Raw genomic sequence first — 13,804 nt, forward strand, 5'->3', positions numbered from 1 at the left:
AAAAACAAGGGGGTTTTGCTATTTATTCCGTCACAACCGCAACACACAAGAAACTTATTAAAGTAAAAGTAAATACCAAAGGCCTATTTGTTCGATTTCTTTATATAATTCTCAATTGCCATAATCATAGAAGGAGCCTCCGGTGAAGGGGCTGCTATATCTACAATCAACCCTGCATCTTTAACAGCTTTATGTGTATTTACACCAAAGGCTGCAATACGTGTATTGTTCTGTTTAAAGTCAGGGAAATTGGTAAATAATGACTGAATACTTGATGGACTGAAAAAGGCGATGATGTCATAAAAAACCTCGGCCAGATCAGAAAGATCGGACACTACTGTTCTAAACAAAACAGCAGGCGTGAAATCATATCCATTCTTTTGCAAAAAGTTCATGGTATCCTCTGTCGCCACATCCGAACAAGGGTAAAGAAACTTCTCATCGGCATGTTTCTTTAATACTTCAGCAAGATCGGCAGCAGTTTGCTTGCCAAAAAAGATCTTTCGTTTCCTGTACTGAATATATTTCTGCAGATACAATGCTGTCGACTCTGAAATACAGAAGTATTTCAAATCTGCAGGTACATCGTACCTCATCTCTTCACAAATTCTGAAAAAATGATCTACTGCATTTCTACTTGTAAAAACTACTGCTGTAAAATCACCTAAAGCAATTTTATCTTTTCTGAAATCTCTGGCTGGAACACCTTCAACATGAATAAATGACCTAAAATCAATCTTCAAATTGTACTTCTTAGCCAAATCAAAATAAGGAGACTTCTCCGTTTCCGGTTTTGGTAAGGTTACCAATATACTTTTCACCTTACGTAGCCTATCTTCTGTCTTTTCTTGCATTTTACCTAATTACCGCGTTATAATCCTATTGCCTTGATTAATATTAATATAGGGCAGATTTCGAGGGCACAAAAGTACAAAAACAAATAGACTTTTGAAAACCGATAATGAGATAAAATATTAACTCCGGCTCTAATAAATTGAAATACAAAGACAATAGTTAATAGAATAAATGAAATAGCGATATAATAAGGTCCATAGGTTAAAGGAGATAAAGCAAAAGCAATCACTAAAGGAATAAACATAAGTGCAATATTAAAATAACTTAAATATAATATAGACACATATTCATTTACTGCTTTTTGAATGTTAAAAAGATAACCGAGTAGTCGCAGCAAAACAATTTTTAACACATATAGTACCACTATTGAAATTGAGATACTTAAATAAAAACGGAAACCACTATCGGCAAAGGACATGTGATAATATTGGGTAACCAGGTAAAAGAACATGCCAATGGTAAAACCAAATTGCGCAAACAGCAACAGAAAAGGCCATGAAGTAAAAAGGTTATCTTCTTTATTCAGGTTATTTAAAATTCTGTTGCTAAAAAAAGATTGGACAATCGTTTGTAAATGTTTTGAAAAAGAAATTTTTAAGGAAGCAAATAACACCATTAGTAAAGCAATGACACCAAGAACCCAAAGATTGCCTTTTGGAACTGGCGTACCTGTACGGTACTGGCTAACCTTTTCGGAAGTCTTATAGTCTTTATAGCGTGTATACAGCCCTGAACGTCCATATATCTGTGCTTTTAAAATACTGTCTATAATGATATTTTTATCTACCAAAGCGGCTGGTAAAATCCAGGTATGGGAAATGATAGAGTCCGTTACAAATTTTTGTCTTGCATAAAAAGCAGAATCCCTTATCACTCGTCTGGTATAGCTTTTTGCCACCGTTGCTGTTGTAGTATCGATCAAAGGCAAAGGGGATACCACCTGGGCTTCAGCCTGGTTAAAAAACAATGCAAAAAGCACACAAAAGACAAAAAAAGCAGGTCTTAAAATCATTGCTACAAACTTAGATAAAAACTATTTAGTTTTCTACCTTCATGACCTGAACTCATAGCAATTCCCGCAAACAGCTTATTCCGGGATCACCATTAATGGAACTGTAACCTTAACAGCTACTTTATGGGTATGACTTCCGCCAAACATCAGCTCAAAAAAATCACGTGAGCGATGCAACATCACCAGCATATCCACCTGTTGGTTGGTGCACAACTGGCATAATCCTTCATCAGCTTTGTCATGCTCCACACAACTGTAAAAAATATGCGGATAATTGGCTTTGTTAGAAATCTCCGTTAAAAACTCATCTTCCATCTTTTTTATATCCGCTATCTCTCCCTTATGGATATGAGCAAGCAAAATCTTTGCACCCATTTGTTCTGCCATAGGAATCAGCTTATAAATAGCTTCGAGATCTCGCTTATGATTTTTAAAATCTGTGCCAAAGGCTATTTTCTTAATATCAGATAAGGCTGCATCCTGTGGTACAATCAGCAGTGGACAGGTTAAAGTATCGATCATACTTTTGCTGTGGTTCTCCAATAAAAACCGGGCGAATCCCGTACGATGCGCTCCTATTACAATCATGTAAAAATCCTCCTTTTGTCTTATGCTCTCCACTACATCGAGAAGTCGGCCAAGTTTGCTCTGGTAACTGATCTGTGGGTGAAAACCGGTATGATGGTCAGTCCGCTCTAAATGTTTTTTTAATTTTTTCAATTCTTTCCCGCTCTCAGTGATCAAGGTATCATAAGCTTCAGCAGGCCATAACATATTTGCAGCCCCAGCCATATCAACAGCATTGCACAACATTACATTCGTTTTTAAGTGTTTGGCAAGATGGTATCCGTATTCAACCGCATGGTTACCACTTTCAGAAAAATCGGTCAACAACAATAATGGTTTCATAGCTAATTATTAATTAATACACTGTAGAATAACAGAATACAAATTTACCAATATCATTCAATCGGATCATGATAATGGTCAAATATATAACTGATTATCATCACACTTCTTAATGAATCCATAATAAGTTCGGGATAACTTCGGAATAAGTTGGGGATTGCTTTACCCTTGCTTTACCCCATTGTTAGGGTTTCTTTACCTCTATGGTAAATCAAAGGTAAAGCAAGAGTAAGGCATAGGTAAATGAAGGGTAAAGCAACCTCGTATTTATTACCTACTCATTCCGTATTTATCACATATTTATTACAAACACTTCCTGTTGTTTTTCTGTTAGTTAAGTAATGTGCTTTTAAGCCCACTCGAATGTGGCTTTTTATCTAACCAAATTATTAACGTTATGGGAATTATCAACAATGGTCTGCATGGACCCTTCAAGGGCAGAATAGACAATACGGTCTATTACATGCTAAAAAACAAAAACGTATCGCGACAAATCGGTATAAATACAAAACCGCCTTCAGAATTACAGTTGAGAAACAGGCTGGTTACCAAACTATCCAGTAAGTTTATGTGCGCATTAAAGGATTTCATTGAAACGGGTTTTGGCATTGAAGCCAAGCTAATGGACGACAATGCTTATAATCAAGCGATAAAACACAATAAAAGTCAAATTATTGAAGGTACTTATCCGGATCTGAAGATTGCCTACCCACAGGTGATATTAAGCAAAGGCCTTTTAAAGCCTGCAGAAAAATGGGAGGTCACACAAATTCCTATGGGACTACAATTCACCTGGCAAACCGACCCTAAAATAGCCTGGCCGGAAGCAGTAGAACAGGTTATGATGCTTGCCTATTTCCCTGATCAAAACAGGACCGAGTATATGTTGTTTGGCAATGAAAGAATTTCCGGAAGCGCAGAATTGGAACTTCCGCCAAGTTTACAAGGGAAATATATGGAAACCTATTTGTCTTTTATCGCTGCCGACAGAAAGCAAGTGGCTAACAGCGTATACACAGGCAGTTTTAATAAACCAGAAGTAACCGATCATTTATTATTAAACACTTAATATGGGCATCTTAAAATCAGGGATCAACGGTCCCGTTCGCAATAAAACAGGTTCGTCAGTTGCCCGTATGCACAGAAATATTAACGTTGTTACCGGGGCTTACCGAAAAAGCAATAAACCGCCAACAGCATTACAATTGGAAGCTCAGGCTAAATTTAGCCTGCTGAGCAGTTTCTTAGGTAGTATTGATGATTTAGTCAAAACGGGGTTTAAGCAGTATTCAAAAGGGAAAGACCCTATAAATGTGGCTAGTTCTTACAACTTTAACCATGCTTTTCTAGTCGATGGAACAGATTTCACACTGAATTATCCGGAATTGGTATACAGCAGGGGTTATATTGTACCGGCTGAAAGTCCTGGTGTGCTGACTTTACCTGCACAAATAGGATTTAACTGGCTACCACAACGGCAATCTACCTATTGCCGATATACTGATCTGGCCACTTTTTTGATATACAATCCGGCAAAAAAAATGGCATTTAGGCGTGCTCTTGTAACTGATCGTTATGCACAGGGTCATTTGCTCGACGTGCCCCCGAATTTCGCTGGCGATACTGTACATTGCTATATGAGCTTTGCTTCGAAAGACGGGAAGTTACAAGGAAATAGTATTTATGTTGGGGAGCTGATATGTGTTTAAACTTTATATTTAACACTGTATTATAGAACCTAACCCCTGTATTATTTATGAATTTCATGCTCACTTTAAGAACCATTACATGTATTATCTGCCTTTGTATTAGCACTAACTGTCTTTTAGCCCAGCAACATGTTCTGTCTCAAATCGAACAGGCAGCTGCAACGTTAAAAGCTCAAATTGGCGTCAATGCCATAATCCTGGAAACGGGAGATACAATAAACTTTCATGAGGAACAGCGTTTCCCTATGCAAAGCACTTATAAATTCCCTATTGCAATGTCCATTCTACATAAGGTAGACCAAGGTAAACTCACATTAAAACAAAAAATAGCCATCAATCCTTCAGAAATTATTCCAAGAGGAGTAAGTCTTATTAGAGAAAAATACCCGCAAGGCACAACCCTAGACCTTAATGAACTTCTGCGACTCAATGTAGCCGAAAGTGACGGAACGGCTTGTGATGTACTGATCCGTCTTGCTGGCGGTACCCAAAAGGTACAGGAATATATCAATAGTATTGGAATAAAGAATATGAGGATTGCAACCACCGAAATGGTACAGGTCTCAGATGACTGGATCCAATACCAGAACTGGTCAACTCCAAAGGCCATGACAGAGTTATTGAAAATATTCTACGAGGGCGATGTACTTTCTAAAAATAGTCAGAGCAAACTCCTGGAATGGATGATAGCATCAGTTCCGGGAAACAAACGTTTAAAAGGCAGCCTACCTCCGAATGCAGTTGTAGCACACAAACCCGGAACCTCAGGCACTTTTAGGGGGCTGACTCGTGCCACCAATGATATAGGCATCATTACTTTGCCTAATGGAAACCATGTTGCCATCAGTGTGTTTGTATCTGATGCCTACGGAACTACACCAGAAAGAGAAGGGATAATCGCAGCAATTACCAAAATAATTTGGGATTATGCAGGTAGCAAATAAAATTATCTATTTTAATGTACTTTATAGCTTGAAAGATCAGTATATATATTTCTAAAAGAGCTGCGTAAACCAAGGCTAAAAACAGTAGACCGGTCCGTAAACAGATCATTCTTTTCCGATCTAAAGGTACCATTCAGTTCAATTCTCAAGTTGTATTTCGGATTAAGCAAAAAGGCAGCTTTTCCCTGAAAATAAACCAGGTGAGTTAATAAGCCTTGTCCGATATAGTTTCCATACTCCTTTGCGGGGGAAGTATACAACTTAAAAATATCCTTTCCATAATTAAGGCCATTAACATCAAGGCCGTATTTACCTAAATCAATTTCGCCGCCAAAATCAAATCGTTTGAAGGAATAATTCAATAATCCTACAACCTCTCTAAAATTAGCACCCCAGGGATGCGCCAATGGTTCCCCATTAACCGAATAATTTTCAATGGCAGATCTGGCTGAATAGGTAAAAGGTTTCGCTCCATTTGTTTCCAGTAGATAATTTAATCTTTTGATCTTAAACAGATCTGCCCCTCTTAATCCTAGCTGCCAGCCGAATTTGTTAACTGAAGCTCCGTTACCGGAGAAAAAGTTCCTAGCAACAAATTCATTTAGGGCAAATTGCCCATAGGCCGTTATACCGTCGCTAACTTTGTATTTCCCAGTAAATCCAAGCAAGGACTTATCCGGATTATCACTTGAGTTATTAACAGGTTTAGTAAAGATAATTGGATTTATATAGTTAAAATCAAAGGGGCGCTTTTGTCCGTTATCATCTGTATAAAACCCAATAAGATTATCGAAGAAGCCAAGGAACAACCGGTTGGACACATTCCAATCCAGATAATGAAAGACACCAAATTTTTTCCTGTTTATATGATAAGGTGAAGTTGATGCCGGATCATTCATATAAGTCCACATCGCCATATAGGTTACATTACCTAAGTTACCGGTAAGTTTAAAAAATGGATAGGGTGATGCTGCGTCGGATAATAGCATAGACCGGTAACCATCACCAATAAACATTTTATCACGGCCTGCAGAAATATTCAGATACTTTAAAGGTGTATAAGAAACGACAGCACGGATAAAGGACCAATTATAAGCACCCTCTCCATGTGCAGCGGCCTCTCCCGGTATAATTCCAACCTGGTTAATATAAGTATCCAGGTAATTCGGAAAGACACCCCTATTTACATAACCACTAACTGCATAAAAAAACTGATCACCAACCGTTCCTCCAATCTGTAAACCTACTGAGGTTAAGGACGTTGTTTTAGAACCAGATAAGTCTCTCCCGATCGAAAGATCAGGTAAAAGGTCAGTGTAAAATGTAGAATTTTTGCTTTTTATGTCTATCAGATGTTCATTAAACAATTTTCTGTATCCCCAACCAGAAGCCCTGGTTTCTGAACCAAAATTTAGTATAGAATCAGTGGTAAATTTCAATAAAGAATCCATTAAAAATGGCTTTAATGAAGTGTGTTCACGGGTCTTTGTTGAATAAAGAACCCTATTGAGCTTTTGGTGAAACTGATACGAATAAGGCTGATATTCAGCCTGTCCAAAAACGGACATATTCATCATCAACACGCCTAACAGCATCAGAGATGGCAACAGCAGACATTTTTTGAATAAGTTATTAGCGCTTATACTTTGATATTGGATCATTGTCATCAAATTAGAAATCATGATAAAGGTTTCTAAAACTACTTCTCAAGCCTAAGGTGATCATCATGGTTTTAGTATCTGAGAGGCTATTTTTTTCTTGCCTAAGCAAGCCACCAGCCTCTATACGCAGGTTATATTTGGGATTAAGCAGATAACCAACTGTTCCCTCTACATAATTTAAATTTGTGCTTAGCCCTTGTCCGGTTGTGCTGCCCAAAAGCGGTAAGCCTGTCTGATCTGACAAACCGATGTCCTTGCCATAATTAATTCCGTTAACGTTCAAACCATATCTGGCATGGCCAAGCTGACCTTGAAAATCAATTTTTCCAATTGTGTAATTGAGAATACCCAGCCACTCCTTAAAATTAGCACCATAGGGGTGTGCCAATGGCTCATTGAGTTCTGCATAATTAACAATCGGAAACTGGTTCGAATAGGTATAAGGGGCAGCTGTATTGAACTCAAATAAGTAATTTAACTTATTGACTTTAAAAAGATCAGATCCCCTGGCTCCTAATTGCCATGCTTTCCTGCCTTTATTACTCACAGCAGATGGTGCCTGGTCATAAAGAAACTGGCCATAAACAACTGTCTGATTTAAAATTTTGTATTTACCATTAAATCCAAATAGCGTATGGGATGGGATGGTGCCAGACGGCCCTAAAGAAGATACAAAAAATAAGGGGTTTACATAATTGAGATCAAAACCCCGCGATTTCCCCTGATCATCTGCTTCCGCAGCAATTAATGCATTAAAGAAACCTAGGGACGCCCTATTGGTGATGTTCCAGTCTATGTAATGGAAAGCTGCCCATTTTCTTCTGTTGTTGTAAAACGAATTGAACTGTACGGCCTTTTGATCTTCCATATAGGCCCACATGGCCATATATTGAACGTGTTTGCCCAGGTTTGCGGTAACTCTAAGTAGTGGATAAGCAGCTGCGTAATCAGACAGCAAGACAGACCTGTAACCGTCACCTATAAAGGTTTTATCTTCTCCTAATTCAATGGTAACCTCTTTATTTAGTTTATAAGCAATTAATGCTGTTACGAGCGACCAGTCTGTTGTAGCAGAGCCCTTATTATAAGCCTGACCGGGTACCATACCCGTTTTACTGATGTATGTATTTTCATAATTGGCAAACTTACCCTGGTTCTCATAACCACTACTGTAAAAGAAAAAATTAGAGCCAATGGTACCAAAAACCTGATAACCACGCGTATTTAGATAAGTGGTTTCCTTCTCTTTAAATTCACGCCCAATCTCAACATCAGGCAAAAAGTCCATGTAAAAAGTATAGTCTTTATTTTTTACGTCTATCAAATGCCTGTTAAACAAAACCTGACCGAGCCAACTTTTGTGCATTTTATCTTCACCTGAGTTCATCAAGGAATCATAAGCCGGTCTCAGCGTGCTTGAATCCGTAATTAGATAAGGCTTAAGCGATGTATGCAGATTTGTGCCAGGATCATAAAATTGCTTATTGAGCTTCTGGTAAAACTGGTAAGAATAAGGCTGATAAATCAATTGTGCAAATCCACAGTTTGCTGTTGTCAAAGTGATCAATAGAGCTGACCATAAAAACCTTATTATTCTACCCTTATGGATATATACCATGTAAATTTTATACTTATATAGCTTGCAAGTATACAATCATCACATTAAAGCCAGATTAGAAACAGATTAAAAATACTTAACCCTACCCGGTAGAAACGTTTTACATGCTCTCAATCTCTTTTAAGCTACTCATCTTCTTGTAAGCCAGGAAACCCTTAATATCTTCAAAATGCTCACGGACACGTTTATTACCAAATTCGAATACTTTTTGAGCCAGTCCGTCTAAGAAATCCCGATCGTGCGATACCAAAATCAAGGTACCATCAAAATCTTGCAGGGCCCCTTTAATGATATCTTTTGTTTTCATGTCTAAGTGATTGGTCGGCTCATCAAGGATCAATACATTTACCGGTTCCAGCAAGAGCTTGATCATCGCTAAACGCGTTTTCTCACCGCCAGAAAGCACCTTAACTTTTTTGGTGGTATCATCGCCGCTAAACATAAAAGCACCTAAAAGGTCTTTGATTTTTATGGTTCCATCGCTTAATGGAATCTGATCAATGGTTTCAAATACCGTTAAATTCTCATCCAGCAATGCTGCCTGATTTTGAGCAAAGTAGCCAATCTTTGCATTGTGGCCAACTTTTAAACTTCCCTCAAAATCAATCTCACTCATAATGGATTTAATCATGGTCGACTTACCTTCGCCATTTTTACCTACAAAAGCCACTTTTTCTCCCCGCTCAATCACCATTGATGCTTTTTCGAATACCACGTGATCGCCATATTTTTTGGTCAGCTCTTCTACAATTACCGGGTATTGACCGGAACGTGGCGATGGCGGAAACTTCAAACGCAATGCTGAAGTATCCACCTCATCGATCTCGATAATTTCGAGCTTTTCGAGCATTTTTACGCGCGATTGCACTTGCAAAGTTTTTGAGTAAGTACCTCTAAAGCGATCTATAAATTCCTGGTTATCGGCAATAAAACGTTGTTGTTCTTCATAAGCTTTTAATTGGTGCACACGACGGTCGGCACGCAACTGCAGGTAGTGACTGTATTTGGCCTTGTAATCGTATATGCGGCCCATGGTAACTTCAATTGTACGATTGGTGATGTTATCTATAAAAGTACGGTCATGCGAGATTACCATCACGGCCTTTGCCGAGTTGATTAAAAAATCTTCCAACCATTGAATACTTTCAATATCCATGTGGTTGGTAGGCTCATCCAGTAAAATCAGATCGGGTTTCTTTAATAAAATCTTAGCCAGCTCGATCCGCATGCGCCATCCGCCCGAAAACTCAGAAGTTTGGCGATTAAAGTCTTTACGTTCAAAGCCCAAGCCTTTTAATACTTTTTCTACCTCAGCATCGTAATTGATTTCTTCTACCGAATAAAACTTCTCACTCAACTCCGATACACGCTCAATTAACTTCATGTAATCGTCGCTTTCGTAGTCAGTTCTAATGGTTAGTTGCTCATTCAGCTCGTCCAGTTCCTTTTGCATCTGATGCACCTCTTGAAAGGCTTTTAAAGTCTCTTCAAAAACGGTAACATTATCTTGCGTAAGCAAATGCTGTGGTAAATAAGCAATTACAGCATCTTTTGGACCGGTTACATTACCCGAAGTGGGTTTTGTGGCATCGGCAATTATTTTTAAGATGGTAGACTTGCCTGCACCATTTTTACCCATCAGGGCTATTTTATCATTTTCGTTAATCGAAAAGGTTACATCACTAAACAGGGTAGTTCCGCCAAATGAAACGGAGATATTATTTACATTAATCACGAAATGAGGATATTAAATTGAGGGGCAAAGATAGTGGAAAAAAAGCCATTCTTCTTATCGAAAAAAGGCTTTTTAAACAGTGGGGCTTTGATGGCCTCGAATGATCAATCCAAAATCATAACATCTACCTGCTAACTCGCTCCAGAAACTTTACCGATCTATCCAGGGCGAGCTTTCCCGCAGCCTCGTCAAGGTTAAATTGATACTCATGTGGCAAGACGGGTTTATGGTCCGATTTGAAAAACAATGAATCTAGCGGAACCTTTAATTCAGTCAGCTTCTTTGCCAAAGCCAGAGAATGTGATAGCAGCGGATCTCCATTTCCCACGGATATGAAACAGGCTGGATAATCTTTGGTGATGTAATTGATTACAGATGCAGGTTTAAATAATGGGGCATTCACAAAATCTTTTTCACCACTGTAAGACCACAGTACGGTCTTCAGGAAGATTCCAGAACTACCATTCAGATCTATCTGTCCGGCATCGTAAGCACCACAATATAAAATAAGTCCGGTTAATTGCTTACGGTTAATGCCTGGTTTAACGCCAATCAAATCGGCATAGCCAGCACTACTGATTATATTAGCTGTTTGCGCTGCAATGTGTGCTCCTCCCGAATCTCCCGCAAGAATAAAATGATTCGTATCTACATGAAAACGTCCCGCATTTTCGTTGATGTATTCCAGTGCACGGTTAGTTTGTTGAAGCGGTAGTGGATAATGCTTTTCTGGCGCCAGGGAATAATCAATCGCAACTACAGTATAGCCTTTTGAAGCGAGAATCTTGCAATAGTTGGCTACTTGTGCTTTGCTCCCCGAAATCCATCCCCCACCGTGAACCCAAACTACGACAGGGAGTCGTTGATCTGTATTAGCTATTGCTTCTGGGCAATAGACATCCAATCTTGCATCCTTATCGCCTTCAATATAGGACTGATCTAATAGGCTAGAAACACCAGCAGGCACATGCTTTAATAAAGCATCATTAACCTTTAGGCCTTCTTTATTGAAGTAGTATCTGATTAACATTGCTGTTGGCCATGGGGTTAATTTATATGCCAGAAAGGTGAATAGAGCAAGAACAACCAGAGCAGTGCCAGTAATGGCTAAAATTCTTCTTATCATAGGATTGGCTAAAGAAACTATAACAAGAATATGTAATTATTTTCGGAATACCCAAATAAAGGAAAGCCCCAATAAGATATTAATTATTGGGGCTAAACTTCTATAGGTAAATAGATATGCTTTACTTGGTATCTTGTATGAGGTACTTTTTAATAAAAGCATCTTTAGCGTTTCTCTCAAACTTAGCTTTATGAGGCAAATAGTACCAACCATGTGCTGCCCCCGGATAAAACATCAATTCGAAATCTTTATCTGCTTCCATTAGCGCATCTACCAATTTCATGGTATTGCGCATATGTACGTTGTCATCCATGGTACCTTGGGCAAGACTCAAATGACCTTTTAAGTTCTTCACGTAGGTGAATACGCTTGAACTTTTATAGCCTTCAGGGTTTTCTTTAGGACTATCCATAAATCTTTCGGTGTAAGCACTGTCGTACAAATGCCAATCGGTAACACTTCCACCTGCCAAACCAACAGTAAATACATCAGGTGCTTTTACTAAGGCCAGTGCAGAAATATACCCTCCATAACTAAAGCCAGTGATGCCTACTCTTGAACCATCAATAAAAGGATAGGTCTTTTTAAGGTAATTGATTACTGTACAGTAATCTTCAATTTCCCAATGGCCCAGATCCCGGTGCATGTAATTTTGTCCTACTTTACCAAAGTGCCCTGATCCGCGATGATCCATCTGTACACTGATGATATCATTTAGTTCATCTTTTTTCTCCGTATAATTTCCGATATAACCATCGCTTACAAATGATGAATTTGGTCCGCCATAAATATTTGCCATAACCGGATATTTCTTATTCGGATCAAAGCCTGCCGGGTAAATTATACGTACAGGAAGCTCAAAACCATCCGGTGTTTTCACCCTGATGATCTCAGATTTAGAAGCAAGCAGCAGGTATTTCTCATAATCTTTTCCTCTGGAGTCTGCAAGTTGTCTGATAATTTTACCCTGGTTATCAACCAAAACCATCTTACCCGGGGTTTTAAAATTAGCATAGGTAGTAATGAAATATTTTGCATCCGGTGACAGTTCAAAACGGTGCATATAGTCTCCAAAAGTCAACCTTACTATTTTACCTCCACTCAATTTCACCTTATAAAGATCTAGGCGGGTAGAGTTTTCCTTTTTGGCTGTGAAATAAACCATTCCCTCCTTTTCGTCGATGTGGTTGATTTCGGTTACAGTCCAGTTTCCTGCTGTGAGTTGCTTTATCAATTTGCCATCCATACTATGCGCATAAATATGCATCCAGCCACTTTTATCACTCATCAGCAAAAATTGTTTTTTTGACGGTACAAATGTTACACGGTTATCCTGGTCCAGTGAAACCCAGGTTTTTTGTGTTTCGGTGTAGATTGGCTTGCGGTTACCGGTTACAAGGTCTATCGCTTCAATTTTAAGTGTATCCTGACCGCGATTCACCCATTGTATCCAAAGCTGATCTGACGATGGAGCCCAGATAGGCGTACCGAAGTACTGATCTACTTTAGCATCATAATCAGCCCAGGTTATCTTTTTACTGGCCAGATTTACGATACCCGTTTTTACTTCCGGATTGGCATCTCCTGGTTGCGGATAACGAATCAGGATTTGCTTTTCATGAATGCCCGAATCATCCGTCATGTAATGAACAGGCACTTTGGAATCATCAAATCGCATAAACGCGATTTTCTTGCTATCAGGGCTCCACCAAAATGCACGGTAAGCCATTCCTCTCCCCAGAATTTCTTCGTTGTACACCCACGACGACCAGCCATTATAAACGATCTCGGAACCATCTGTAGTTACCTGCCATTCTTTACGATCTGCAATATTATACACATACAGATTTTTGTTCTTTGTATAAGCAATATTTGCAGAATCGGGTGATACAGCCGGCGTTTGAAATCCCTTTAGGGTATCTGCCTTTGCAGTTGAAGTCTTCCTTATAATTATATCACCATTTCGCAGAATATCAACTTTCTTCTTTGCTGCAACGGATCGTTCTACCATTGTTTCCTTACCGGTTACAACATCAACGATGAATTCTTTCCCTCCCATGCCCATTACATTGGTTCCACGAAAAGCTCTGTAATGGTTGTTATCCACCCATTTAAATGCAGGTATTCTCTTGGTAAATTCAACATTTGAAGGCTCTATCTGGGCGATGGATGCATTTGGTAATAAATATAGTCCTGCCGCTAGCAGGACTATAGCATTTAATCTTTTCATTTATT

11 protein-coding genes are annotated in these 13,804 nt (G+C 38.8%); 3 read left to right on the top strand and 8 right to left on the bottom strand.

Features of this window, described 5'->3' with window-relative positions; genetic code table 11:
* Nucleotides 1–83 precede the first annotated feature (83 nt).
* The 3 genes from P0Y49_19525 to P0Y49_19535 form a co-directional block, all read right to left on the bottom strand.
* Entirely contained in the window at nt 84–854 is a 771-nt protein-coding gene (locus tag P0Y49_19525; GenBank protein ID WEK18968.1) for a uroporphyrinogen-III synthase, read from the bottom strand.
* Nucleotides 855–871: 17 nt separating this feature from the next.
* Nucleotides 872–1,867 carry a DUF4271 domain-containing protein gene (locus tag P0Y49_19530; GenBank protein WEK18969.1) on the bottom strand — a complete coding sequence of 332 codons (996 nt, stop codon included), beginning with the start codon at nt 1,865–1,867 and terminating at the stop codon, nt 872–874.
* Nucleotides 1,868–1,942: 75 nt separating this feature from the next.
* Nucleotides 1,943–2,776: a universal stress protein gene (locus P0Y49_19535; GenBank protein WEK18970.1), complete on the bottom strand. Its 834-nt coding sequence runs from the start codon at nt 2,774–2,776 to the stop codon at nt 1,943–1,945.
* A 397-nt stretch (nt 2,777–3,173) separates the two neighbouring features.
* Between P0Y49_19535 and P0Y49_19540 the strand changes: the two genes are divergently transcribed.
* From P0Y49_19540 to bla, 3 genes are read left to right on the top strand one after another with little or no spacing between them, the layout of a single operon-like run.
* A complete protein-coding gene (locus P0Y49_19540) occupies nt 3,174–3,845 on the top strand; it encodes a DUF6266 family protein (GenBank protein ID WEK18971.1) in 672 nt (223 codons plus the stop codon).
* Nucleotide 3,846: 1 nt separating this feature from the next.
* On the top strand, nt 3,847–4,485 hold the full coding sequence (locus P0Y49_19545; GenBank protein ID WEK18972.1) for a DUF6266 family protein: 639 nt from the start codon (nt 3,847–3,849) through the stop codon (nt 4,483–4,485).
* 47 nt (nt 4,486–4,532) lie between these two features.
* Entirely contained in the window at nt 4,533–5,429 is an 897-nt protein-coding gene (gene bla, locus P0Y49_19550; GenBank protein WEK18973.1) for a class A beta-lactamase, read from the top strand.
* A gap of 11 nt (nt 5,430–5,440) precedes the next feature.
* Here bla and P0Y49_19555 read toward each other — a convergent pair whose 3' ends face one another.
* The 5 genes from P0Y49_19555 to P0Y49_19575 all read right to left on the bottom strand — a co-directional run bounded on the left by P0Y49_19555 (nt 5,441) and on the right by P0Y49_19575 (nt 13,799).
* Complete coding sequence (locus tag P0Y49_19555) at nt 5,441–7,090, bottom strand: gliding motility protein RemB (GenBank protein ID WEK18974.1); 1,650 nt, start codon at nt 7,088–7,090, stop codon at nt 5,441–5,443.
* A 10-nt stretch (nt 7,091–7,100) separates the two neighbouring features.
* Complete coding sequence (locus P0Y49_19560; protein ID WEK18975.1) at nt 7,101–8,648, bottom strand: gliding motility protein RemB; 1,548 nt, start codon at nt 8,646–8,648, stop codon at nt 7,101–7,103.
* A 160-nt stretch (nt 8,649–8,808) separates the two neighbouring features.
* Nucleotides 8,809–10,443, bottom strand: coding sequence for an ABC-F family ATP-binding cassette domain-containing protein (locus P0Y49_19565; protein WEK18976.1), 1,635 nt, complete (start codon nt 10,441–10,443; stop codon nt 8,809–8,811).
* Nucleotides 10,444–10,567: 124 nt separating this feature from the next.
* Complete coding sequence (locus P0Y49_19570) at nt 10,568–11,569, bottom strand: alpha/beta hydrolase (protein ID WEK18977.1); 1,002 nt, start codon at nt 11,567–11,569, stop codon at nt 10,568–10,570.
* A 121-nt stretch (nt 11,570–11,690) separates the two neighbouring features.
* Nucleotides 11,691–13,799 carry a S9 family peptidase gene (locus P0Y49_19575; protein ID WEK18978.1) on the bottom strand — a complete coding sequence of 703 codons (2,109 nt, stop codon included), beginning with the start codon at nt 13,797–13,799 and terminating at the stop codon, nt 11,691–11,693.
* Nucleotides 13,800–13,804 lie beyond the last annotated feature (5 nt).

The sequence above is a fragment of the Candidatus Pedobacter colombiensis genome, assembly GCA_029202485.1.
Lineage (GTDB): Bacteria > Bacteroidota > Bacteroidia > Sphingobacteriales > Sphingobacteriaceae > Pedobacter > Pedobacter colombiensis.

Excerpts from the sequence above, each read along its gene's own strand:
- P0Y49_19525 (WEK18968.1), bottom strand. The coding sequence starts at position 854 with ATGCAAGAAAAGACAGAAGATAGGCTACGTAAGGTGAAAAGTATATTG.
- P0Y49_19530 (WEK18969.1), bottom strand. The coding sequence starts at position 1,867 with ATGATTTTAAGACCTGCTTTTTTTGTCTTTTGTGTGCTTTTTGCATTG.
- P0Y49_19535 (WEK18970.1), bottom strand. The coding sequence starts at position 2,776 with ATGAAACCATTATTGTTGTTGACCGATTTTTCTGAAAGTGGTAACCAT.
- P0Y49_19540 (WEK18971.1), top strand. The coding sequence starts at position 3,174 with ATGGGAATTATCAACAATGGTCTGCATGGACCCTTCAAGGGCAGAATA.
- P0Y49_19545 (WEK18972.1), top strand. The coding sequence starts at position 3,847 with ATGGGCATCTTAAAATCAGGGATCAACGGTCCCGTTCGCAATAAAACA.
- bla (WEK18973.1), top strand. The coding sequence starts at position 4,533 with ATGAATTTCATGCTCACTTTAAGAACCATTACATGTATTATCTGCCTT.
- P0Y49_19555 (WEK18974.1), bottom strand. The coding sequence starts at position 7,090 with ATGATCCAATATCAAAGTATAAGCGCTAATAACTTATTCAAAAAATGT.
- P0Y49_19570 (WEK18977.1), bottom strand. The coding sequence starts at position 11,569 with ATGATAAGAAGAATTTTAGCCATTACTGGCACTGCTCTGGTTGTTCTT.
- P0Y49_19575 (WEK18978.1), bottom strand. The coding sequence starts at position 13,799 with ATGAAAAGATTAAATGCTATAGTCCTGCTAGCGGCAGGACTATATTTA.